Source organism: Xanthomonas sp. NCPPB 1128 (assembly GCF_001043115.1).
Classification (GTDB): domain Bacteria; phylum Pseudomonadota; class Gammaproteobacteria; order Xanthomonadales; family Xanthomonadaceae; genus Xanthomonas_A.
In genome coordinates this window covers 19,095-42,186 of the sequence record NZ_LFME01000015.1, presented here as the reverse complement: position 1 = coordinate 42,186, position 23,092 = coordinate 19,095, and the positions used below count along the sequence as shown (strand labels likewise).

General features: G+C 70.6%; 20 protein-coding genes. 10 read left to right on the top strand and 10 right to left on the bottom strand.

All coding sequences use genetic code 11. From position 1 onward, the window contains the following. Nucleotides 1–32 precede the first annotated feature (32 nt). The gene (locus ACP93_RS11160; RefSeq protein WP_228136015.1) at nt 33–887 is read right to left on the bottom strand and encodes a DUF2306 domain-containing protein; all 855 of its coding nucleotides are present in this window, start codon (nt 885–887) and stop codon (nt 33–35) included. A 222-nt stretch (nt 888–1,109) separates the two neighbouring features. On the opposite strand from ACP93_RS11160, the gene ACP93_RS11155 reads away from it, so the two are divergent. The 3 genes from ACP93_RS11155 (at nt 1,110) to ACP93_RS11145 (ending at nt 4,156) form a co-directional block, all read left to right on the top strand. Next, nucleotides 1,110–2,258 carry a winged helix-turn-helix domain-containing protein gene (locus ACP93_RS11155; protein ID WP_048490763.1) on the top strand — a complete coding sequence of 383 codons (1,149 nt, stop codon included), beginning with the start codon at nt 1,110–1,112 and terminating at the stop codon, nt 2,256–2,258. 240 nt (nt 2,259–2,498) lie between these two features. Then, on the top strand, nt 2,499–3,551 hold the full coding sequence (locus tag ACP93_RS11150) for an XdhC family protein (protein WP_082143435.1): 1,053 nt from the start codon (nt 2,499–2,501) through the stop codon (nt 3,549–3,551). Continuing rightward, entirely contained in the window at nt 3,551–4,156 is a 606-nt protein-coding gene (locus ACP93_RS11145; RefSeq protein WP_048490761.1) for a nucleotidyltransferase family protein, read from the top strand. Before ACP93_RS11150 ends, ACP93_RS11145 begins: the two co-directional genes overlap by 1 nt. A gap of 286 nt (nt 4,157–4,442) precedes the next feature. On the opposite strand, the gene ACP93_RS11140 is transcribed toward ACP93_RS11145, so the two are convergent. The 4 genes from ACP93_RS11140 to ACP93_RS11125 form a co-directional block, all read right to left on the bottom strand. Continuing rightward, on the bottom strand, nt 4,443–6,638 hold the full coding sequence (locus ACP93_RS11140; protein WP_048490760.1) for a xanthine dehydrogenase family protein molybdopterin-binding subunit: 2,196 nt from the start codon (nt 6,636–6,638) through the stop codon (nt 4,443–4,445). A 22-nt stretch (nt 6,639–6,660) separates the two neighbouring features. Beyond that, complete coding sequence (locus tag ACP93_RS11135) at nt 6,661–7,662, bottom strand: FAD binding domain-containing protein (RefSeq protein WP_048490759.1); 1,002 nt, start codon at nt 7,660–7,662, stop codon at nt 6,661–6,663. Then, on the bottom strand, nt 7,649–8,482 hold the full coding sequence (locus ACP93_RS11130) for a 2Fe-2S iron-sulfur cluster-binding protein (protein WP_048490758.1): 834 nt from the start codon (nt 8,480–8,482) through the stop codon (nt 7,649–7,651). Before ACP93_RS11130 ends, ACP93_RS11135 begins: the two co-directional genes overlap by 14 nt. A gap of 337 nt (nt 8,483–8,819) precedes the next feature. After that, entirely contained in the window at nt 8,820–11,210 is a 2,391-nt protein-coding gene (locus ACP93_RS11125) for a TonB-dependent receptor (RefSeq protein WP_048490757.1), read from the bottom strand. 453 nt (nt 11,211–11,663) lie between these two features. Here ACP93_RS11125 and ACP93_RS11120 point away from each other — a divergent pair, with 453 nt between their 5' ends. Continuing rightward, on the top strand, nt 11,664–11,996 hold the full coding sequence (locus tag ACP93_RS11120; protein WP_010343489.1) for a DMT family transporter: 333 nt from the start codon (nt 11,664–11,666) through the stop codon (nt 11,994–11,996). Nucleotides 11,997–12,053: 57 nt separating this feature from the next. Here the strand turns inward: ACP93_RS11120 and ACP93_RS11115 are convergent, their stop codons facing one another. Beyond that, complete coding sequence (locus tag ACP93_RS11115) at nt 12,054–14,126, bottom strand: TonB-dependent receptor (RefSeq protein WP_048490756.1); 2,073 nt, start codon at nt 14,124–14,126, stop codon at nt 12,054–12,056. A 155-nt stretch (nt 14,127–14,281) separates the two neighbouring features. Between ACP93_RS11115 and ACP93_RS11110 the strand changes: the two genes are divergently transcribed. Further along, nucleotides 14,282–14,695 carry a MerC domain-containing protein gene (locus tag ACP93_RS11110; protein WP_048490755.1) on the top strand — a complete coding sequence of 138 codons (414 nt, stop codon included), beginning with the start codon at nt 14,282–14,284 and terminating at the stop codon, nt 14,693–14,695. A 111-nt stretch (nt 14,696–14,806) separates the two neighbouring features. Beyond that, nucleotides 14,807–14,992 carry a 30S ribosomal protein THX gene (locus ACP93_RS11105; protein WP_048490754.1) on the top strand — a complete coding sequence of 62 codons (186 nt, stop codon included), beginning with the start codon at nt 14,807–14,809 and terminating at the stop codon, nt 14,990–14,992. Between the two features lie 172 nt (nt 14,993–15,164). Here ACP93_RS11105 and ACP93_RS11100 read toward each other — a convergent pair whose 3' ends face one another. From ACP93_RS11100 to ACP93_RS11085, 4 genes are all read right to left on the bottom strand, one after another. Beyond that, a complete protein-coding gene (locus tag ACP93_RS11100) occupies nt 15,165–16,598 on the bottom strand; it encodes a chloride channel protein (protein WP_048490753.1) in 1,434 nt (477 codons plus the stop codon). Between the two features lie 331 nt (nt 16,599–16,929). Then, nucleotides 16,930–18,204, bottom strand: a complete 1,275-nt coding sequence (locus ACP93_RS11095; RefSeq protein WP_082143434.1) for an alkaline phosphatase family protein — start codon at nt 18,202–18,204, stop codon at nt 16,930–16,932. 109 nt (nt 18,205–18,313) lie between these two features. After that, entirely contained in the window at nt 18,314–18,841 is a 528-nt protein-coding gene (locus ACP93_RS11090; RefSeq protein ID WP_048490752.1) for a methylated-DNA--[protein]-cysteine S-methyltransferase, read from the bottom strand. Continuing rightward, nucleotides 18,838–20,310: a DNA-3-methyladenine glycosylase 2 family protein gene (locus ACP93_RS11085; RefSeq protein WP_048490751.1), complete on the bottom strand. Its 1,473-nt coding sequence runs from the start codon at nt 20,308–20,310 to the stop codon at nt 18,838–18,840. The genes ACP93_RS11090 and ACP93_RS11085 overlap by 4 nt, the downstream gene beginning before the upstream one ends. Nucleotides 20,311–20,533: 223 nt before the next feature. Between ACP93_RS11085 and ACP93_RS11080 the strand changes: the two genes are divergently transcribed. The 4 genes from ACP93_RS11080 to ACP93_RS11065 all read left to right on the top strand — a co-directional run bounded on the left by ACP93_RS11080 (nt 20,534) and on the right by ACP93_RS11065 (nt 23,001). After that, nucleotides 20,534–21,562, top strand: a complete 1,029-nt coding sequence (locus tag ACP93_RS11080; protein ID WP_228136016.1) for a COG3904 family protein — start codon at nt 20,534–20,536, stop codon at nt 21,560–21,562. An 86-nt stretch (nt 21,563–21,648) separates the two neighbouring features. Then, the gene (locus tag ACP93_RS11075) at nt 21,649–21,915 is read left to right on the top strand and encodes a hypothetical protein (RefSeq protein WP_048490749.1); all 267 of its coding nucleotides are present in this window, start codon (nt 21,649–21,651) and stop codon (nt 21,913–21,915) included. Nucleotides 21,916–21,977: 62 nt separating this feature from the next. Next, nucleotides 21,978–22,568 (top strand): DUF4019 domain-containing protein, encoded by a 591-nt coding sequence (locus tag ACP93_RS11070; protein WP_048490748.1) that lies wholly within the window; start codon nt 21,978–21,980, stop codon nt 22,566–22,568. 43 nt (nt 22,569–22,611) lie between these two features. Beyond that, entirely contained in the window at nt 22,612–23,001 is a 390-nt protein-coding gene (locus ACP93_RS11065; protein WP_048490747.1) for an MAPEG family protein, read from the top strand. The last annotated feature ends 91 nt before the right edge of the window (nt 23,002–23,092 follow it).

The following is a 23,092-nucleotide window of genomic DNA, read 5'->3' as shown; positions in this document are numbered from 1 at the left end:
ACCGGAGCGCGGACGTTCGGCGCGGCAGCCGCTCAGGCTTGCCGCAGTACTGGCCACCACATGCCCATGACCGCAGCGAGGGTGCCGACCAGGGTGGCCGCGCTCATCGTGGCGAGCACCACCGCCGCCAGCCACTGCGGGCCGCTGCGGCGGCTATCGAGTGCGCGCAGATACAGTTCCAGCACGGCCAGCGGCAACAATGCCTGCGCGAACGCCAATGCGGTCAGCGTCGGGCCGACGAAACGGTCCGGATCGAAGCCGACCGGCGCCTGGTTGAGCGCCAGCCAGCCCATCAACCCGATCCGGAAGAACCACACGCCGCTGACCGCCAGGAACAGGCGCAGCGCCCAGCGCCGATGCGCGGGCCATCGGCCGCGGCGGGCGTGGCGCCAGGCCATGGCCACGCACAGCAGGATCAATACCGCATTGGTGCTGGTGCCCAGATGCTGTCCCAGGTCGCCAGCGACGCCGCCGCGGATCCAGATCATCGCCAGCCCGCCCAGGCTGAGGACGACGGCGCACACGAGGTAGAGGCGTCCGTTCCAGCGATGCAGGGCGGGACGCTTGCGCCGCAACGCCGGCAGCAGCTGCAGTGCGCCGCCGAGCACGATCGCCACGGCCAGGCCCAGGTGCAGCGCCAGCACCGCATTGAAGATGCTGTCGCCGGCGACATGGCCACGTGCCATCACCTGGTTCCAGCGCTCGGGAGTGCCTGCCAGCGCGGTGCGTCCGTAGAAGCCGGCGACGTAGGCGGCGAAGGCGAGCTGACCGCCGATGGCGATGCTCATCCACAGCGCCGCCGCACCGCGCAGCAGGCGTGTTGCCCAGCCTTGCCCGGCGTGCGACTGCGCCAAGTGGGGCGCGGCGGGAGCGGGATGACGAGGCATGGCGGCGATCGAGGGCATGGCGGCGTGAGCAGCGGTGGCGATGGCGCGCAGTGTCGACAGCGCGGCGTCGCCGCGCCTGCGCGATCGGACCAGTGGCGGCCGCGGCGGACGAAGCGCGGCGGGCGTCGACGAAACGCGGCGCAATGGATGCATCGCGGTCCGCGTTGCGCAATCCGGTTGCTATCCTGATGGGCGCTGCCGCGTTGCCAGGAAGGTCGTTCGATGCGCACTCCCATCGCTTCTGTTCCACTCCCGCCCGCCCGGGCGCGCGCACTATGGCTGCACGCGCAGCGCCTGACCACGCCGGCGCCGTTCGGCCATGGCGCCGAGGCGGTGCGGCAGGCCACCGCGCACCTGGGCTATGTACAGATCGACACCATCCACGTGATCGCGCGCAGCCACCACCACGTGCTGCATACGCGTATTCCCGACTACCGCGAACAGGACCTGGAGCAGGCGCAATCGCAGGACAAGTCGCTGTTCGAGTACTGGACGCATGCCTTGGCCTACGTGCCGGTCGCCGACTACCGCATGTACGTGGCGCAGATGGCGCGCCGTCGTGCACAGGCCGATGCAAGGGGCACGGTGGATGCGCAGGATTACGCGCGCTTGCTGCGGCGCATCCGCAGCGAGGGGCCGTTGTCGATCCGCGACATCGACGACGAGGTGCTGGTCGAGAAGACCCATCCATGGGGCAGCCGCAAGCCGTCGCGGGCCGCATTGCAGTACGGCTTCTTCAGCGGCGATCTGGTGGTCAGCCAGCGCAGCGGCATGCTCAAGACCTATGAGCTGGCCGCGCGGCATTTCGGCTGGCGGCAGCGGCCGCGTCCGGTCAGCGAGGCGCAGTACGCGCGTTACCTGCTGCAGCGTGCGCTGCGCGCGCAAGCCGTCGTCGGCGTGGACTCGGTCTGTTATGGCGAGACGGCCGCCAAGCCGGCGGTGCGCGCATTGATCGCCGCGGAAGTGGCGCGCAAGCGCCTGCGTCCGGTGCATCTGCAGGGCCAGGAGGGCATCGCCCTGTGGGCCGAGCCGGAGCTGCTGGACAGCGCGCCGCCACTGCCCGATCCGACGCGGGCGCAGTTGCTGTCGCCGTTCGATCCGCTGGTGATCCAGCGCAAGCGGCTGCAGCAGTTCTTCGGCTACACGCATCGCTTCGAGGCCTATGTGCCGGCGCCGCAGCGGGTATTGGGCTACTTTGCGCTGCCGGTGCTGGTCGGCGACCGCATCGTCGCCGCGCTGGACCTGAAGATGGACCGTCGCGCCGGCCGCCTGCTGGTCCAGCAATGGACCTGGCTGGAACCGCGCCGCCCGGCGCTGCAGGCGGCGATCGACGCGGCGTTGCAGCGCTTCGAACGCTTCCATTTGCTGTAGCGGGGCGTTGCCGCGGCGGGTGTGTGACCTGCGGGCGGCGCAACGTCGCGCCACGGCATCTGGGGCAACGCCGGACTTCGGCGGGATGCCACGCATCGCCGATCGCAGGCGTGGGCTGGTTGCCGCCTTCTTGCGCTGCCGTGGTCGCGAACCCGACGCACACACACGGCGGCCAGGGTCACCTCGCGACTACAGGCTGCCGCTTAGGCTCAGGTTTCTCACGTCGCCCCCTGCCGCCGCATGTCCGCTGCCCGACACTGCCTCCATGACGCCCTCGACGCCTGCCGCCGCGGCACGCCCGCGGTCCTCGCCGTGGCGATGGCCCGCGAGGGCTCCACCTACGCGCATGCCGGGGCGATGGCCTTGTTCGGCGCCGACGGTCTGCAGCAGGGTTGGCTCAGTGGCGGCTGCCTGGAGCCGGAGATTGCGCGGTGCGCTGCGGAGGCCGCCGACGCCGGCACGCCGCTGTGGATGGAGATCGATACGCGCGAGGACGAAGACCTGTTGTCCGGCTCGGCAGCCGGCTGCCGGGGGCGTTTGCACCTGGCCTTGCTGCCGCTGCTCGCGTTGCCTGGCTTCGACGGGCTGGCCCAGGCCTGGCTGCAGGGGCGCGGTGGCTTGACCCTGGCGCTGAAGGCCGATGGCGATTTTGTCGCCAGCGTGGCCGGGCAGACGTTGCGGTGGCGCTTGCCGTGGCGCACCGTTTCTGCGGCGTCGGCGCCGCGCGTCGGCGAAGTGCATGTGCCGCCACCGCCGCGGGTCAGCGTCTTCGGTGCCGGCCCGGAAACCCCCGTGCTGCTGCCCCTGCTGCGCCAGTTGGGCTGGATGACAACCCTGGTCGAGAAGCGGCCGCGCTGGGCTGCGTTGGCGGCGCTGGCCGACCGCGCCCTCGAATGCACGCCGACACGCGCCCTGGCCGGCTGCGCCGACAGCGATGCGGCGCTGGTGATGCACCACAATTTCGAACTGGATCGCGAAGCGCTGGATGCGCTCGCCGGCAGTGCGATCCCGTTTCTCGGCCTGCTGGGGCCGGTGCGGCGGCGCGAAGACCTGTTCCGTTTGCTGAGTCCGACGCAACGCGCGCAGTTGTCGCCGCGCCTGCATTCGCCGATCGGGCTGCGCCTGGGAGGCAACGGCGCGGAGGCGATCGCGCTGAGCATCGCCGCACAACTGCAGGCCAGCCGTGCGGTGCCGCCGCGGCTGAGCGCGGTCGCGCAGGCGGGCGACAGGCCGCGGCGAGCGCATCGCGATGCGTTGGCGGCAGTCCCGCGATTGGCCGAGGGCGGCAGGTGATGGCGCAGGTGCACGCGGCGTTGATCCTGGCCGCCGGCGCCAGCTGCCGCCTCGGCCGCCCCAAGCAGACCCTGACCAGCGACGGCGAGCCGCTGCTGCGCAGGGTGGTGCGCCTGGCGCTGTCCACGGCACCGGCACGCTGCGTGGTGGTGCTGGGCGCGCAGGCCGAGGCGCTGCGCCCGTTGCTGGAGGGATTGCCGGTGGAATGCGTGCGCAATCCGGACTGGTCCACCGGCATGGGCGGCAGCCTCGACTGCCTGCGTGCGGCGGTACGCGACGATGCATCGATCACCCATAGCCTGGTGCTCGGCTGCGACCAGCCGGCGCTGGCCGCGGCGCATCTGCAGGACCTGCTGGCGGCGGCCGCGCGGGCGGTGTCCGGTTGCGCGGTGAGCGCCTACGCCGGCGTGCGCGGCATGCCGGCAGTGGTGGCGCAGCACCGCTGGCAGTCACTGCCATTGGGCGGCGACCAGGGCTTGCGCACGCTGTTCGCGACGCTGGCGCCGGAGAGCCTCGGCTGCATCGTCGCGCCGGCATTGGCACTGGACCTGGACACGCCGGAGGATGTGCAGGCGGCGGTGGCGCGGGGGTGGCTGGATCCGTAGCGGTTGCCGTGGGGCTGGGCGTTACGGTGATCCTGCGGGGATTGCTACGCGATGTCCGATTGAAGCGAGCGGAAGTTTCCGTCAGTCGACGGTCGACGTTATTGAAAGGGCCTCCCCAATGACGACGGAAGCCCTGTTGTAGGAGCGGCTTCAGCCGCGACAGGCGTTACCGGGAACGCCTTTCGCGGCTGAAGCCGCTCCTACGAGGGAGGGCGAGGGCGCGCTGCATATACATTTTTGGAGCCCGCCGCCACAGGGGACGATCGCGCTCAACCCATCAACATGCTCAGCCGATCAACTTGTCCGGCGTGATCGGCAGGTCGCGGATGCGCTTGCCGGTGGCGTGGAACACGGCGTTGGCGATGGCCGCGGGGATGCCGACCATGCCCAGTTCGCCCATGCCCTTGACCCCGAGCGGGTTGACGATGGTGTCGTCCTCCTCGACGAACATGGTCTGGATCTCGTGCACGTCGGCGTTGACCGGCACGTGATAGTCGGCCAGCGAGGCGTTGAGCATGCGCCCGTAGCGATGGTCGATCTCGGTGCCCTCGCTGAGCGCCATGCCGATGCCCATGACCACGCCGCCGATTTCCTGGCTGTGCGAGGTCAGCGGATTCATGATCTTGCCGCAGGCGGTGGCTTCGATGACCCGCGTCACCTGCACCATGCCGGTATCCGGATCGACCTTGACCTCGATGAACTGCGCGCCGTGCGCAGCGGTGGCGTACTGCTTGCGCTCGGCCGAGGGTTTGGATTCGTGCACCACCTCCAGTTCCTGCAGGCCGTGCTGGCGCATCAGCTTGGCAACCTCCAGGCCGGCTTCGGGCTTGCCGGTCGGGCGCAACTGGCCGTCGACCAGTTCCACCGCATCCACGTCCAGCCCGCTGAATGCGGCCTGCCCGTCCTGCCTGGCCAGTTCCAGCAGCTTGCCGCGGATCTCGCGCGCCGCGCCGTGGATCGCGCTGCCGACGCTGGCGGTGGTCCACGAGCCGCCCTGCGCCGGCGCCTTGGGCAGGCGCGTGTCGCCGAGTTCGAACTGCACGCGCTTGGCGTCGATGCCCAGGTACTCGGCAGCGATCAGGGTCATCACCGTGTACGTACCGGGGCCGATGTCGGACGTGGCACTGCCGACGCGGGCGCTGCCATCGGCCTTCAGCACCACCCGCGCCAGCGCCGGCATCTGCATCGCCGCCCAGGTGCCAGTGGCCATGCCCCAGCCGACCAGCAGGCGGCCGTCGCGCATGGAGCGCGGCTCGGGCGTGCGCTTGCTCCAGCCGAAGGTCTCGGCCGCGAGCGCGTAGCACTCGCGCAGCGCCTTGCTCGAGAACGGCTTGCCGGTATCCGGATCGGTCTCGGCGTAGTTGGCCAGGCGCAGTTGCAGCGGGTCCATTTTCAGCGCATGGGCCAGTTCGTCCATCGCGCACTCGATGCCGAACATCTGGCTGATGGTGCCGGGTGCGCGCATCGCCTGCGGCGTCGGCAGGTCGGTCTCCACCACCTCGAAGCGATCCTCCACGTTGGGGCAGGCGTACAGCGAGCGCGCGTTGCGGAAAAAGGCCTCGTTGAACGCCTCGATGCGCGAGGTGTTGAGCACGTGCCGGTAGCGGATCGCCTGCAGCGTGCCGGCGGCGTCGGCGCCCAGGCCGAGTTCCACGCGGTAGTAGGGGCGGTAGCCATGGCCGCTGAACATCTGCCGCCGGGTGTAGACGATTTTCACCGGCAGGCCGACCGCCTTGGACACCGCGCCGAGCAGGAAGGTGTAGTAGTTCGGGCGCAGGCACGAGCCGAACGCGCCGCCGACGAACAGCGACACCACATTGACCTTGTCCACCGGAATACCGAAGTAGCCGGCCAACTGTTCGCGGTCCTGGTAGACGTTCTGGCTCTTGTTGACCACGGTCAGGGTGTCGCCGATCCAGTAGCCGATGCCGCCGTGCGGCTCCATCGGGTTGTGATGCTCGACCGGCATCGTGTACGCAGCCTCCAGCTTCACCGGCGCGGCGGCGAACGCCGCGGCCGGGTTGCCGCGCGGCTTCGGCGAGTCTTCCGGGGTCGGATCGTGCGCCTGGTCGAGCAGCGCGTCGAAGTCGGTGTGCGCGGGCTCGGCGGCGTAGTCCACCCGGATCAGCCGCGAGGCATGCCGCGCCTGCTCGAAGGTACTGGCCACCACCACCGCGATCGGCTGCGCGTTGAAATGGATGCGGTCGTCGACCAGGGCGCGGAACGACAGGTCTTCGCCCTTCTTCTTGACCGCGTCGGACACCGGCTTGATCGCGTTGAGGTGGGTCAGCACCTTGATCACGCCCGGCGCGGCTTCGGCGGCGCGGGTGTCGATGTGCACGATGCGGCCCTTGGCGATGGTGCTGGTGAGGATGTAGCCATGGACCAGATGCGGGATCTGGAACTCCGCCGCATAGCGTGCCTTGCCGGTGACCTTGGCGTAGCCGTCGACGCGGCGCATTTCCTTGCCGATGTAGTTCATTGCCGGTTCTCCGGTTGGCCGCTCACGCGGCGTCGCTGCCGCTGGCGTGGTGCAGGGCGCGGATCATCGCGTGCGTGCCCATCGGGATCTTGTAGGCGTTGTGCGCCAGCGGCCGTGCCGCCGCCATCTCGGCCTGCGCAGCGGCGGCGAAGGCGGCTTCACCGACACGCTGCCCGACCAGCGCCCGTTCGGCGGCGTGCGCGCGCCAGGGTTTGTGCGCCACCCCGCCCATGGCGATGCGTGCTTCGTGAATGCGTCCGTCCGGTTCCAGCGCCAGCGCCGCGGCCACCGACACCAGCGCGAACGCATAGCTGGCCCGGTCGCGCACCTTCAGGTAGTGGCTATGCGCGGCGAAGCGCTGCGCCGGCAGCGTGATCGACTCGATCAGTTCGCCATGCGCCAACTGGTTGTCCAGGTCGGCGCGTGCGTCGGGCAGCAGGTGGAACTCGGCGAACGGGATGTCGCGGTGTGCGCCGGCCGGCGTGCGTACGTGCACCGTGGCGTCCAGCGCGGCAAGCGCCACGCACATGTCCGACGGGTGCACCGCCACGCACTGCGCGCTGTGGCCGAAGATGGCGTGGGTGCGGTTGAGCCCCTCGCGCGCGCCGCAGCCGCTGCCGGGTTCGCGCTTGTTGCAGGGAAGGGCGTTGTCGTAGAAGTAGCCGCAGCGGGTGCGCTGCAGCAGGTTGCCGCCATTGCTGGCCATGTTGCGCAACTGCATCGTGGCCCCGGCCAGGATCGCCTGGCTCAGCAACGGATAGCGTTGGCGCACCAGTGGGTGGTTGGCGGTCTGCGTGTTGTTGGCGAGTGCGCCCAGGCGCAGGCCGCCGTCGGCGGTTTCGGCGATCTCGGCCAGGCCCTTGAGCCGGGTCAGGTCGACGATCTCGTCGGCGCCGGCCACCCCTTCCTTCATCAGGTCGAGCAGATTGGTGCCGCCGCCGAGGAAGCGGGCGTTCGGGTTGGCCGCCACACGGTGCACCGCGTCTTCCGGCGAGGTCGCACGCTGGTACTTAAACGGCGTCATCGGCCACCTCCTTCGCCATCTTCAGGGCGGTCAGCTCGGACTGGTCGACATAGCGCCAGCTCAGCGGCCGCGGCGCGCCGCCGCTGTGCACGTCCTGGATGGCGGCGACGATCTTCGGGTAGGCGCCGCAGCGGCAGATGTTGCCGCTCATGCGCTCGCGCACCTCGGCGTCGCTCAGCTCGGTGACCGGCCGGCTGACGTCGGTGCTGACGTGGCTGGCGTCGCCGCGCTTGATCTCGTTCAACAGTGCCACCGCCGAGCAGATCTGCCCGGGCGTGCAGTAACCGCACTGGAACCCGTCGTGCTGCACGAAGGCGGCCTGCATCGGATGCAGCCGTTCGCCGTCGGCCAGGCCTTCGATGGTGGTGATCTGCGTGTCTTCGGCTTGTGCGGCCAGGGTCAGGCAGGACAGGCGGCGTTCGCCATCGACGATCACCGTGCAGGCGCCGCACTGGCCGTGGTCGCAGCCCTTCTTGGTGCCGGTCAGCGCCAGGTGTTCGCGCAACGCGTCCAGCAGCGTGGTCCGTGGATCCAACTGCAGCGCGTGGCGCTGGCCGTTGACCTCCAGCACCACCGGCAACGCGTTCTGCGGCGGCGCGGCCTTGGCAACGGGCGCCGCGAAGGCGGCCTCGCTGAAGAGGATCTGGCCGCCTGCGCTGCTCAGGCCGGCGGCCGAAAGCAGGGCGATGAACTCGCGGCGCGACAGGCCGTTGATGCCGAGCCGACGCGCGAGCGCGGCCTCGTCCTCGCTCAACGGGGTATCGCGCGCGCTGTCGGCGGCGGCGGACGCGTCATCGGAACGGCGGGGGTCATGCTGCATCGGTCTCTCCTGCCTGGGGACCGCCGCCGCGCGCGCCGTGGCGCAGCATGGAGCGAATCGACCTGGGTACCGGCACCGCCATCGCGGCGCCGGCGAATGGGCACGCATCCGAACCCGGCCGCCAGCATCGCGGCGTTACCGCGAAGGGATTGCGAAGAGAGCGCGAAGGGAGGGTGTCGAGACAGTGAGGTGTCGCGGTTACTTGGGATCGGCGATGGCGCGCGCGCGTCTGCACGAGCGGCTGCCACCGCGACAGGCGCCCGATCGCGTCTGTCGCGGTCGACGCCGCGCTACCGCCGCGGTGATCGCATCACATGCGTCTGCAAGCGTGCAGGCGTTACCAGCGGTACGCCACAGACAGCTGATACTGGCGGCCGGCGATCGGACGGCCCATGAACACGCCCCCGGTGGCCGCACCCGGCACGCGCACATTGCCCTCGGTCAGGCCCAGCGTGTCGGTCACGTTGCTGCCGCTGACGGTGAACTCCCAGTGCTCGCCGCTGTGTAGGCTGGCGCCGACGTCGAGCATGTCGTAGGACGGCAGGCGCTGGCTGTTGGCCAGGTCGGCGTAGCGTTCGCCGATGTAGGAATAGGTGGCGAACACGCGCAGGTCGCCGAACGGCAGCATCCAGTAGTAGCTCGGGGTCAGCCGGAACTGCCGCTTGGGCTGGCGCATGACCTGGTTGCCGGTGTACTCGCGGTAATTGCGGTACCTGGCGTCCAGCCACACTCCGGTGCCGGCCAGTTCGAAGCCGCCGAACGGGCGGATCGCGCCCTCCATTTCCAGGCCATAGGCGCGCGAATCGCCGACCGTGGTGAAGTTGCTGCCGTTGGCCAGGAAGGCCTGGAACGGCGAGTTCCTGAAGGTGTTGTAGAACGCAGTGAGGTACAGATCGTAGTCGGCCGCGCCCGACTTCAATCCCAGTTCGTACTGCCGGATGTCCTGCACCTTGGTCTGCCCGTCGCGCAGGTTGTCGAAGCCGGGAAATTTGACCCCGGCATTGACCCGCGCGAACACGCTGTTGTGCGCGTCCAGCTTGATGTTCAGTCCGGCGGTCCACGACAGCGCGTCGTCGTCCTGGTCGATGCGCCGCGCGCTCGGCAGCGAGATCGAGGTGGCGTTGTCGTAGAGCGTGGCCGGATTGCCGTCCAGGTTCACGGTGGCGGTGTCGTGCACCGTGCCGGTGACGTGCTGGCGCTCGTAGCGCACGCCCAGGTCCAGGCGCAGGCGCTCGTCCAGGTCCCATTCGTCGGCGACGAACACCGCGGCGTTCTCGCCTCGGTAGTGCGCGCGCAGGGCCAGGAAGGCGGTACTGGTGAAGCCGTCGCGGGTGGGCTGGCGGCCGTCGTCCAGGGTCACGTCGATGCGCCGTGCATGGTTCTGCGCGGTCAGCAGCATGGTGTTGCCGAGATACCAGGTGTCGTTGGAGGTATACCTGGCGTAGTAGCTGCCCACGGTGAGCGTATTGCCGGCGAACAGCGTGCGGCTCAGGCGCAGATCGTTGGTGAAGGAGTTCAGGCGCTTGTCCACCGACCACCAACCGGCTTCAAGTACCTGTTGGTTCGGATCGACCGCACCGCCGCCATTGGTATAGCGCGCGCTGCCGGGGCTGCCGTAGCCGGCGATGAAGTCGCCCAGCCGCTGCGGCGCGTCGCCGGTGAACAGCGCATAGGTCGGCGCGGTGCCGCCCATCACGTTGAAGCGGTCGGCGATGGTCCAGTCGCCCACCTGCCAATTCAGCTCGCCGCCGAACACGTCGATGTTGACGCCACGGCCGTCGCCCAGATCGCGCTGGATGGTCTGGCCGTTCGGGCCGACCGGCAGGGTGACGTTGCGGAAGTCGTCGCTCAGCAGCGTGCCGCGCTGCGCGTTGAGGCCGGGGAAGCTGGACAGATCGTGGCCGTTGTTGCGCGACAGCAACGGGATCGCCGTGTAGAAGGCGTTGTTGTCGTCGGTGTGGCGCGCATAGAACGACAGCTCGCCGCTGTCCCAGCGCTTGCTCAGGGTGGCGCTGAACTGACCGCCCTTGTCGGCCGGGAACTGCGGGTCGCGCACGCCGTCGGTCTCGCGGAAGAAACCGCCGACGCTGTAGTACCAGCCGTTGCCCATCGGCCCGCTGTCGAACAGATCGATGCGGCGCAGGGCATCGCTGCCGCCGGTGACGCGCACGCTGCCTTCCGGCTCGTCCTGGCCCTGCTTCTGGATGAAATTCACCGTGATGCCGGCCTGGCCGTTGGAGAAGATCGGGCTGGGGCCGCCGCGCAGCACTTCCATGCGCTCGATGGTGTCGTCGGTGCGGAACAGCGTGGAGTTCTCCAGGAACGACAGGGTCGGCGGCGGGAACAGTGGCGCGCCGTCGAGCTGGAAAGTGACGAACGGCGCGTCGCCTTCGGAGGGCATGCCGCGCACGAAGATGTTGGCGCCGGTGCCGCCGCCGCTGGGTTCGGCCCACACGCCGGGCACGATCTTCAGCAGGTCGGCGCTGCTTTGTGGCACCGCCTGCTGGATCTGCTCGGGCGTGGCGGTGGTGATCGAGAAGCTCGCGTCGCGCTTGCGCAAGCCCTTGAAACGCGCGGTGCCGCTGACCACGACGGTATCCAGGGTGGTGGCATCGGGTTGCGCTGCAGGCGCAGCGGGCGCGTCGACGGTCTGTGCCAGCGCGGGGGGCGCGAGCAGGGCGGCGGCGACGGACAGGGGCAGCAGATGGCGAAGCGGGGCAAGGCGCATGAAGAATCTCTCCTTTCTTCATTCGGAACGATCGGCCGGGATGCGGCACGCGCGTGCAGCGCGCGGCCGCGTCGCATCGGCCGGGACGGCGCGAGACAGGGGGCAACGCGCGGCGCCCTTTGTAACGCCGTCGGGCGATCGAACTGTTGTGCAGCGCGGTACAGACCGCGTTTGCGTGACAGGTTGCCCAGGCAGGTCGCCATCGCACTGCAACCTGCGGCGTGCGCTGCGCAGTGCGGCGTCGCTTCGGTTGGTCGTGCGTGTGGTCATGCGTGGCGTCGCAGGAGGGACGCAGCCGTGACAGAGACGATCCCGGAATGCCCATCGCAGTCTATTTCCAGGAGGGCACAAAGCGCCGCTCCTGCGCAGCGTGCATCCGCGACAATGACCTTCGCCATCGCCACCACGCGCCGCTTGCTATCGTGGCGCGCGTGTTTCCAAGAGTGTCCTGCAATGAAGAACTGGCTGTTCCTGCTGGTGGCCATCCTTGCCGAGGTGGTCGCGACCTCGGCGTTGAAGGCCAGCGAGGGCTTCACCCGGCTGTGGCCGACGCTGCTGGCGCTGTGCGGCTATGGCATCGCCTTCTATCTGCTGTCGCTGACCCTGCGCAGCGTGCCGGTGGGCGTGGCCTATGCACTCTGGTCGGGCATCGGCATCGTATTGATCTCGCTGCTGGCGTGGTGGCGGTTCGGCCAGGCACTGGATCCGCCGGCGATCGTCGGCATGGCGCTGATCGTCGCCGGCGTGGTGGTGATCAACGTGTTCTCGCGCAGCGCGCCGCATTAGCCGGAAAAAAGAGGCCGCCCGAAGGCGGCCTCGTCACGCTGCGGCGAACGTGCCCGATCAGAAGAACAGGCGCACACCGAACGAGGCACTGCGGCCGGGCAGCATGACATCGTCCTTGAGGAACGAGGTGTGCACGCGCGCGTCCTGGTTGGTCAGGTTGTTGCCGTCCAGGAACACTTCCCAGGCGGTGCTGCCGGTATCGACGTGATACGCCAGGTGCGCATCGACCAGGGTATAGCCGGCGGTCGGGGTCTCGTTGACCGCCACCTTGTCCTGCTTCTGGTAGCGGGTGGCGCCCAGCGCGGCGCGCCAGTGGCTGGCGTCCCAGCGCAGCTGCGCGCCGTAGCGCGCCGGCGCGATGCGCGGCAGGTTGCCGCCGTCCTTCAGGCGCGCACGCACGGTGTCGCCGAACACACGCAGGTCCCACGCGCCGTTGTCGTTGTTGGCCAGGTGGAAGGTGGCCTCGCCCTCGAAGCCGTGGAACACCGCATCGGCCTGGGTCCACTGGCGGATCGGCAGGAAGTCGTTGTCTTCCTCGTGGAACCACTGGCCGCCGGTGTCGACGATGTAGATGAAGTCGTCGTAGCGGTTGTAGTAACCGGCCACCTTGGCGTCGACCCAGTCGTTCTTGAAGATCAGGCCCAGTTCGGCCTGGTTGGCCTTCTCGGTCTTCAGATCGGGGTTGCCGATCTCGTAGGCGAGGGTGGCGATGTGCGGGCCGTTGGCGAACAGTTCTTCCTCGGCCGGGGCGCGCTCGGCGTGGTCGAGGTTGGCGGTCAGGCGCCACTGCTCGTTGAAGCGGAAGCCGCCGCTCAGCGACAGGCTCTTCGGAGTGAAATCGCGGTCCACGCCGGTGTCGGTCTCGTACTTGGTCTTGTCCACGCGCGCGCCGACCTCGGCCTGCACGCGGTCCCAGCTGTTGCGCGCCAGCGCGAACACGCCGATGGCGCGCGTGTCGGTCTTCGGCACGAAGGCTTCTTCGCCGACCGCCTGGAAGGTCGAGTCGCTACCCTGCACGCCGACCGCGGTCTGCCAGCCGCCGCCCAGGCCGAAGGAGGCCTCCACGCGGCCTTCGTTGGCGCGCTTGTCGAACTTGGTGCCCACTTCCGCGCCTTCGAACTCGGTATGGGTGTAGGCGGTGTGGCCGAAGCTGTAGCGCAGTGCGCTGCCGTCGCCCCACGGGTCGTTCAGCGCGCCCTTGAGTTCGAAGCGGTCCTGGTGCAGCTGCAGCGACACGCCGCGCTCGCCGGCGGCCGGATCGCCGGGCTCGCCCGGGTTGCCGTAGTTGTCGCGGAAGCGTGAGACCGACACGCCGACGAAGCCCCAGTCGCCGGCCAGCGAGCTGCCGATCGAGCCAACCTTGGACTTGACGAACGAGTTGAGCTGCGGGCCCTGCGGCGTGTCGTAGTCCTTCAGGTTGCGATACACGCCGTCGGCATGGATCGACAGGCCGCTGCCGTTGCCGGCGTCGACGCGGAACATGTCGGTGTTGCCGCTCTTGTCGCCGCCTTCCCAGCGCGCTTCGGCACGGCCGTGCACGCCGTCGACCGGGGTCTCGGCGATGCGCCCGTCGACCACGTTGACCACGCCGCCGATGGCGCCGGAGCCGTACAGCAGGGTGGACGGGCCCTTCAGCACTTCGATCTGGTCGGCCAGGAACGGCTCCACCGCCGGCGAATGGTCCTGGCTGACCGTGGACACGTCCTGCGAGGACAGGCCGTCGTTGAGCACCGCCACGCGCGGGCCGTCGAGGCCGCGGATGATCGGCCGGCCCACGCCGGGGCCGAAGTTGGAGCTCTGCACGCCCGGCAGGCTGGCCACGGTCTCGCCGATGCTGGCGCCGCGGTTCTCGTCCAGGCGTTCGCCGGCCAGCACGTCCACCGGCTGGCTCAGCGCGCCGGCGGCATCGCGCAGCGGGCTGGCGGTGACCACCACCTGGTCCATGTCCTTCACGTGCCGATCCTGCCTGTGACCTGCGCCGTGGCGGCTGTCGCTGGCCGGCGGGGTGGCGTCGGTCGCGGTCGTCGTGGGGGTCAGGTCGGCAGCCAGGGCCAGCGACGGGCTCAGCAGGCCGAGCAGGGCCAGGGACAGGGCGGAACGGCGGAGCAGGGCGGGACGGGGAGAGGGCATGGGCATTCCATTAGGAGGGACAGTCGGGGGCGACGTGCGCGCTGCCGGCACCGCACAGCGGCGGTGGACGGTCGGGGAAGGGACTCGGGGCGCGCTGGTCGCCGGCGGCCGAATGTTATATTATTCCGTAACACTTTCAACCCGTGCCGACCGTCATGTCCTCACCGTTCGATCTGCGCGCCGCGCTCGACCGCCTCGGCGCCACCGGTTCGCTGCTGTGCGCGGTGCATTGCGCGGTGTTGCCGCTGGCGCTCGCCGTGCTGCCATCGCTGGGGCTGTCGATGTGGCTGGGCGACGGCGTGGAGCGCACCCTGGTGCTGTTCGTGACCTGCCTGGGCCTGTTCAGCCTGATGCTCGGCTATCGCCGGCATCGCGTGTGGCAGGCGTTGGGATTGCTGCTGCTGGGCCTGCTGTCGTTGTGGGCCGGGCTGCTGGTGCCGGCGCTGCACCACGCGGTGGCGCCGCACGCGGCGATCATGACCTTCGGCGGCACCCTTGTCGGCTTGGCCCACCTGCTCAACCTGCGCCTGAACCACGGCCACGTGCACGACGCAAGCTGCGCCCATTGAGCGCACGTGGTAGGCTTGCCGCCCTTGCGCGAGGGCGCTGACCGCGTTGGCCTCGCCAAACCCCGTGCATCTCGCGGGGGTTTTCGCAAACACATTCAGGAGTCGATGAGCATGGGTAAGGGTGACCGCAAGACCGCCAAGGGCAAGCGCTACAACGCCAGCTACGGCAATTCGCGCTCGCACAGCGTGAGCAAGGTGGCCGTGGGCGCTGCCTCGCCGGCCGCGAAGAAGTCGGTGGTCAAGGCGCCGGCGGCAAAGAAGGCCGTGGCCAAGAAGACGGTCGCCAAGGCCGGCTGAGCCAGCCACCGGTTGCGACGAAGAACGCGGCGCTTGCGCCGCGTTTTTTTATGCCTGTTTTCCTGCGGGCGCTCGCCGGAAGACGAGCGGCCTTGCGCAGGGCGAAGCGGGAAGTGCACTGTCCGGGGCGCGCCGCCACGCAGGGCATCGGCTGCGCAGGGCAAGCCGCCGCTCAGTGCGGACGTGGCGCGGTGGGGCCGTCGTCGCGGTCGTCGTGCTCGCTGCCGGCCAGATCGGCGACCAGCGAGGTCGGCGCGTCCTCTTCGGCGGGCGGCGTAGGCGCCGGCGGCGGCGCCACCAGCAACAGCTCGGCCAGGCCGCGGTAGATCGGCGTACGGCACACCAGCGCCGAGGCGCCGCGTGCGATCAGCACCGTGGCCAGGATCGGCAGCAGCATGTCGCTGCTGTCGGTGAGTTCCAGCGAGATCACCGCCGAGGTCAGCGGCGCCTGGGTCACCCCGGTCAGATAGGCGCACATGCCCAGCAGCACGAAGATGCGCGGGTCCACGCCCGGCATCAGCACGGCCAGGTTGTGGCCGAGCCCGGCGCCGACCGCCAGGGCCGGCGAGAACAGGCCGCCGGGAATGCCGGCCACGTAGGACACCAGGTTCGCCAGCAGCTTCATCAGGCCGAATTCATGGCCGACGCTGGCATGCCCCTGCACCAGGCTGCGCGCCTGCTCGTAGCCGGTGCCGAACGCGCCGGCGCCGAAGATCAGGCCCAGCAACACCAGCGCCAGGCCGCACAGCGCGGCCAGCAGCACCGGCTGGCGTCGGCGCAGCTCGCCCAGCCAGCGTGGCCTGCCGGCGGCGCTCGCCAGCACCATGCGCGAAAAGGTGCCGCCGAGCAGGCCGGCGACCACGCCGCACAGCAGGATCGCCAGCCACGCCTTGCCCAGCGGCAGGCCGGCGGTGGCGACCCGGCCGAAGTAGGTGTAGTCGCCGAGCAGGCCCAGCGAGATCACGCCGCCGACGATCACCGCGGTCAGCAGGGTGCCGGAGAAGTGGTGCTCGAAACGCCCGCTCAGTTCCTCGATGGCGAACACCACCCCGGCCAGCGGCGTGTTGAACGCGGCGGCGATGCCGGCGGCGCCGCCGGCCAGCAGGAAGTGGCTGGCCTGGCGCGCGTCGCGGAAGCCGAACCAGCGCCCGAACACGTACATCAGGCTGGCGCCGACGTGCACGGTCGGGCCTTCGCGGCCGATCGAGGCGCCGCCGAACAGGGCCATCGTGGTCAGCATCAGCTTGCCGGCGGACACGCGCAGCGACAGGTTGGCCTGGCGGAAACCGTCGTCGGGACGTTCCAGCGCGGCGATCACCTGCGGGATGCCGCTGCCGCGGGTGGGGCGCAGCGCGCCGTTGGTCAGCCAGGCGAGCAGGGCGAACACACCCGGGGTCAGCAGCAGCGCCCACCACGGCGAATGCGCGGTAATGCGTTGGAACACGTGGAAGGCGGCGTCGCTGGCCTTGGCGAAGACGATGGACACAAGGGCCACCGCCACCGCACCGCCCCACAGCACGGCGCGCTGCTTCCAGCTCTCCTGCGAGATCAGCGGACGCAGACGATGGCGCAGGCGCGGCGGTTGCGCGGAGTCGGGCGAGTGCATGCGGCCATTGTCGCACGCGTCGCCCAACGTGGGCGCCGGCGGGACGCGGCCGTTGCCCCGACGCTTAGGGCGTGTCACCCATTCCCGAGTATGCCGCGTTGGGTCTGGCAGGCGCGCTGCCGGCGTTGCGTGGCGCAGCGCCTGACTGGCCGTCAGGTCAAGCCGCGCGGCGCCGGCCGCGCGCCTGCCAGGCCCAACCCGAAGGGCCGCGGTTGCGCGCGCCCGCGGCCGCGTCATCGCTCGGGCGTGGACGGACGTCCACTTCCTCGCTCTTCCTTGCCACAGGCACGCGCAATCGCGGCGCGGCATGCTCGGGGATGGGTGGCCCGCCCTAACGGAGCGCCGGCAGCAGCGCCTGCGGATCGCCGTCGTTGGGCGCGGCGGGGATGCCGAGCAGGCGGGTCAGCAACGGGTAGACGTCGACGTTGTCGATCGGCGCCAGGGTGACGCCGCGGCGGAACGCCGGGCCGCGGGCGACGAACACCGCGCGCATCGACGGCAGCGCCGGGTCGTAGCCATGCGAGCCGCGCAGGCCGCGCGGTTTCTCGGCGATGCGCGCACGCGGCAGCGCATCCCAGCCCTCGTGCATCTGGCACACGATCGGCGGAATGCGCGGGTTGCTGCCGTAGTGCCAACGCGCCGGCAGCTCGCCCTTGCGCCAGCAGTCGTACTGCGGGTGCGCGCCGAGCAGCCGCGCTTCGACCGCCGCCTCCTGGCCCGGACGCGGGGCGATGCCCACCGATTGCCCGTAGCTGATCACCGTGACCTGCTGCGGCGGCACCATCTCCTCGACCGCCAGCACCTGCTTGGGCGGCACCGCGGCCATGCCGTGGTCGGAGACCAGCACTAGGTTGACGCGGTCCAGTTCGCCACGCTGCGCCAGGCCGTCGAGCAGATGCCCGATCGCGGCATCGATCCGGGCGATGGCCTGCGCGTAATCCTTCGACTCCGGGCCGTGGTCGTGGCCGGCTTCGTCCACCTGTTCGAAGTACAGCGTCAGCAGTTGCGGACGCGGCGCGCTGGTATCGTCGAGCCAGCCCAGCACCTGATCGACCCGTGCGTTCGGCGGCATGTCCGCGTCGAAGGTCTGCCGGCGGCTGGGGCGCACGCCTTGGATGGCCGCCTCGCTGCCCGGCCAGGCCCAGGTCGCGGCATGCAGGCCGGCCTTCTCGACGCCGACCCAGATCGGCTCGCCACCCCACCAGCGGCCATCGCCGACCGCGGCGCGATCGCTGATCTGGAACGCGCCCAGCAGCGGGTCCTGCATGCTGTTGTGGACGATGCCGTGATGGTCCGGGCGCAGGCCGGTGGCGATGGTGTAGTGATTGGGGAAGGTCAGCGACGGATACGAAGGCGTCATCCACTGCGCGCGCACGCCGTCGTGGACCATGCGGCTGAGGTTCGGGGTGATGCCGCGATCGAGCATGTCCGCGCGCAGGCCGTCGATCGAGATCAGCAGCACTGGCGCGGGCAGTCTGGCCGGTGCGGCGGCGTTGGGCGCGGCGGCCGCGGCGGTCGCGTGCGACGGCGTGGAGGGGGCGGAGGCGCAGGCACCGAGCAGCAGGGTGGCGCAGACGAGCGTGGAGCGCAGGACGGAGGACATCATCGCGGCATCATAAGGCGCGCACGGTGACGTGGCGAAGACAGGGCCGTCGCGCGTCCATCGGCACTGTGGCGGCGCGCGACGCCGTCGCATTCGCTGCAGGGCGCGGGGATCAGCCGAACAGCGAGGCCATCGTGCCGGCGGTTGCGTCGCCGCCCTCGCGCCGTTCCAGCGCCAGCAGCGCGGCCTTGGTCGGCAGGCCGCCGCCGAAGCCGGTGAGCGCGCCGTTGGCGCCGATCACCCGATGGCAGGGCAGCACGATCGGCAGCGGGTTGCGGCCGTTGGCGGCGCCGACCGCACGCACCGCACGCGGCTGGCCGAGATGCTGTGCCAGCTGCGCGTAGCTCCAGGTCGCACCGAACGGAATCTCGGCAAGCGCGAGCCACACGCGGCGCTGGAAATCCGTGCCGTGCGGGGCCAGCGGCAGGTCGAAGCGTTCGCGCTCGCCGGCGAAATAGGCCAGCAATTGCTCGCGGGCCTCGCGCACCGGCGCTGGGTCGTGGATCCAGTCGGCGCGGCCGCGCGCGTCGTAGCGGTTCTCCGGGAACAGGATGTGGCGCACGCCATCGTTGCCGACGGCGACGGTCAGGGCGCCGATCGGCGTGTTGAAGCGGTCGTAGTACAGCGGGGACGCGGTCATGCAAAGGTCTCCTCGGGAGGATCGTTGGCCAGGTGCCACAGGTGCAGCACCGCGTAGGCGCGCCAGGGCCGCCAGGCCTGCGCGCGTGCCTCGGTGGCGCGTTCGCTCAGGCGCGCACCGTCCGCACCGAGCATGCGCTGCAGCACCAGGTCGCCGGCGGGGAAGGCGTCGGGCTGGCCGAGCGCGCGCAGCGCGATGTACTGCGCGGTCCAGGCGCCGATGCCGGGCAAGCTGATGGCGTGGGCGACGAAATCGTCCAGGCGCTGGCCGGCCCGGAAGGACAGGCGGCCGTCCAGCACCGCCTGCGCCAGCGCACGGATCGTCGCGGCTCGCGAGCGCGGCAGGCCGATGGCTTCCAGCGGTGCGTCGCGCAGCGCCTGCGGCGTCGGGAACGCGCGATCCAGCCCCGGCGGCTGGCCGGGCCGCGTGGCGCCATGCCGGTCGACCAGGCGCGCGGCCAGGGTCGCGGCACCGGCGACGCTGACCTGCTGGCCGAGCACCGCGCGCACCGCCACTTCGAAGCCGTCCCAGCCGCCCGGCACGCGCAATCCGGGGCGCCGGGCGATGGCCCGCGCCAGCAGCGGATCCTCGCCGAGCGTGGCATGCACAGCGCGCAGGTCGGCATCCAGATCGAACACGCGGCGCACCCGGCGCACGATGTCGGGAATGGCGCGCGGATCGGCTGCGGCGATGTGCAGGCGCAGCTCGTGGCGCTGCGGATCGGCCTCGACGCGGATGCGGGTGGAGGCCTCGCACGGGCCGAGCACGCGCTCGTAGCTGGCCTCGCCGATGCGTTCGATGCCGGGGATCGCGCGCTTGCGCAGGAACGCCAGCATCGCCGGGAAGTCCAGCGGCGGCCGGTAGCCCAGGCGCAGCACCAGGTCGCCGCCGGGGCTCTCGGCGCGCTGCTTGCGGATCGCCGATGGCGGCATGCCGCAGCCGTCCAGGAAGGCGGCGTTGAAGCGGCGCAGGCTGTTGAAGCCGGCCGCCAGCGCCACCTGGGTGATCGGCAACGCGGTCTCGGTGAGCAACTGCTTGGCCAGCAACAGGCGCCGGGTCGCGTGCACCGCCGCCGGGGTGGCGCCGAGCTGGGCCACGAACAGGCGCTGCAGCTGCCGCGCGCTGATGCCCAGTTCGGCAGCCAGCGCGGCGACGCTGGCGTCCTGCAGCGCGCCCTCGGCGATCAGCGCCAGGGCCCGCCGCACGACCTCTTCGCCCAGGTGCTGCTGCGCCTCCGGCGACAGTTCGGGCCGGCAGCGCAGGCACGGCCGGTAGCCGGCCGCCGCGGCCGCGGCCGCGCTGGGGTAGTAGCGCACGTTGCTGCGCTTGGGCGGCGGTGCCGGGCACACCGGCCGGCAGTAGATGCCGGTGCTGCGCACTGCGGTGAAGAACACGCCGTCGAAGCGCGCGTCGCGGGATTGGCGGGCGCGGTCGTAGAGGGCGTGGTCGGTGGCGGCGAGGGCAGGCATGGCGCCAGTCTAGTCGGCCTCGGCGCGGCGCACTGGCCGTTTTCGGACAGCAATGCCGCCGCTGCCGCGTGGCCGCGGCGTCCGCGGTTTAGGCGCAGTTGGGGAGGTTCCGCGCGGCGGCACTAGACTAGGTCCGCAGGTGCCTGGCGCCTGTCTTTCGTATCGTCCATGGATCCTTCGTTTGGCCGCTCCGTTCAGACTCTGCTGGTTGTCGCTGTGTTGCCTGGGCCTGTTGGCCTGCGGGCAGCAGCCGGCGTCGGCACCGCGGACCGTCGCCGACAGCCCGTCCGCCGATGGCGAGCACATGGTCTCGATCGGCGCGCCGCCGCCACCGCCGCCGCATGCGGCCACGCCCAAGCGCGACCCGCAGGCCTGGGACGAGGCCACCCTGGAGAACGGCGAGGCCTTCGTCAGTTGCGACACCGACTATGCCGCCGAAGCCGGCGACGGCCAGCCATTGGCCGGGCTGGATCGGCCCGCCGTGGAAGCGGCGCTGGCGCCGTGCCGCGAGCGTGGACTGATGCGGGTGCGCTATGTCGGCAAGATCAACGCCGGCTTCGCCGACATGGTGCGGCGGCTGGCCGAGGTGGCTAAACAGACCGGTATCGGCAAGCGCGTGCTCGACCTGGATTCCAGCGGCGGCCAGGTCGAGGCGGCGATCCGCGCCGGCGATGCGATCGGCGAATCCGGCTGGACCGTGTGGGTGCGCGAGGGCTCGGTCTGCCACAGCGCCTGCGTGTTCGTGCTGGCCGCCGGCGACAACCGGCTGATCTCCGGCAAGGTCGGCATCCACCGGATGATGCGGATCAGTTCCACCGCGACCTCGCGCGCCGAACTCAACCGCGAGCTGCAGGAGGTCTACGGCAACGTCAAGGATTACCTGGAGCGCAACGGCGTGGCGGTGGCGGTGGCCGACCTGATGATGACCGTGCCCAACCGCAGCCTGCGCCTGCTCACTAGCGACGAGCTCAAGCAGTACGGGCTCGACGGCACCAACGCGGTGCAGGACGATCTGGAGCGGATCAAGCAGTTGCGCAAGTGCGGCGACGATTTCGTGCGGCGCAAGGATGCGTTCCTGGTCGCCTTCGACCAGGAGTGCAAGACCCGCAAGGACGTGGATCTGGAAAGCCTGACTGCCTGCGGCCAGGCGCTGAAGCAGCGCTTCGGATTCCCGGACCAGGCCTGCCCGATGGAAAGCCCGCTGTCGGAGATCGACGTGGCGACGCTGCCGCTGGCTTCCCCCGGCGCCTGAACGGCCGCTGCGGCGCGTGCCACCCATTCACGTGGCGGGCATGGACGCGGGGCTAGCGTCGCCGCATCCCATCCCGGAGCACGCGCATGGCCGCCGGAACCCGCTTGATGCTGCGGCTGTATCTGCCCCCGGCGTTGCTGGCGTTGGGCGGCTTCGTGATCGCCGAAGTGCTGCTGCACCTCGCCAACGGCCTGCACGCGCCCTGGCTGGCGCGGATCGGCTCGCTGCTCAGCCTGTTCGGCCTGCTGGCGGCCACCGCCTGGGCGTTGTGGGTGAGTTGGCGTGCCTGGCACCGCCAGCGTTACGCCGCGCCGGCCGCCGCCGTCGCGGCGCCTGGGGAGGAGACGCCGTAGGCGCTGCGCTGGCGCGCGAGCGCGGCGTAGACTGCGGACCTTGCCACCGCCGCTGCCGAGCGATGTCCTTGTCCATCTCCGTCCCGTTTCGTCTGGCTGTTGTCCTGCTGACTCTCGTTTCCGGTGCCGCCGCTGCGCAAACCGCGGCGCCGACGCCGTCGGCTGCACCTGCGCCGCCTGCTGCTCCGCCAGCGGCACCCGCCGCACCTGCTGCCACTCCCGCGGCGGCCCCGAAACCGGTGCCGCGCCATGCCGGCGCTGCCGCACCCGCGCCCGGACCGCTGGCCAAGCAGGACGCGCAGATGGCGCAGGCCGGCCTGCGCGCCGCGCAACTGGTCGATGCGGGGCGCACCGGCGAGTTGTGGGACGGCGTCTCGGTGGTGGCGAAGAAGGCGGTGACCCGCGCCGTGTTCGTGCGCGAAATCGATGCCGCGCGCGCGCGGCTGGGTGCGCTGCTCGGCCGCGGCGTCGCCAGCGTGGCGCGGGTGCAGTACGCCGCCGGCTCGCAGGTGCCCCCGGGCACCTACGTCAACATCAGCTTCCCCAGCCGCTTCGCCAATGCGCCGCAGCCGGTGCGCGAACTGGTGTCGTTGCGGCTGGACGAGGACAAGACCTGGCGCCTGGTCGGCTATCACGTCGGCCTGCCCGACTGAGCGGCATGCTGCGCGCCGTCTTCCCTTTCCCTTAGAGGCTCCGATGCCCGTCGAAATCCGCATGCTGGCCTGGGCGATCCTGCTCGGGATCGCGCAACTGCTGCTCGCCTCCGCCTTCGTCACCGCGCAGCGCGGGGTGAAATGGAACGCCAGCGCGCGCGATGCGCCGCAACCGCCGCCGGCTGGCGTGGCCGGGCGCCTGGACCGCGCGCTGCGCAACTTCCTGGAGACCTTCCCGTTCTTCGCCGCCGCGGCGGTGGCGGTGGCGGCGCTGGGCAAGGGCGATGCGCACACCGCGCTGTCGGCGCAGATCTACCTGTGGGCGCGGGTGGCCTACGTGCCGCTGTACGCGGCGGGCGTGCCGTACGTGCGCAGCCTGGTATGGGTGGTGTCGCTGTGGGCGATCCTGCAACTGGTGTGGGCGTTGTTCTGAGCATGGCAGGCTGCGACCGATCGTCGCAGCGCTGATCCAGATCAAGGACGCGGCGCGCAGCGGTCGTATGCTGGCCGGGTCCGATCACGGA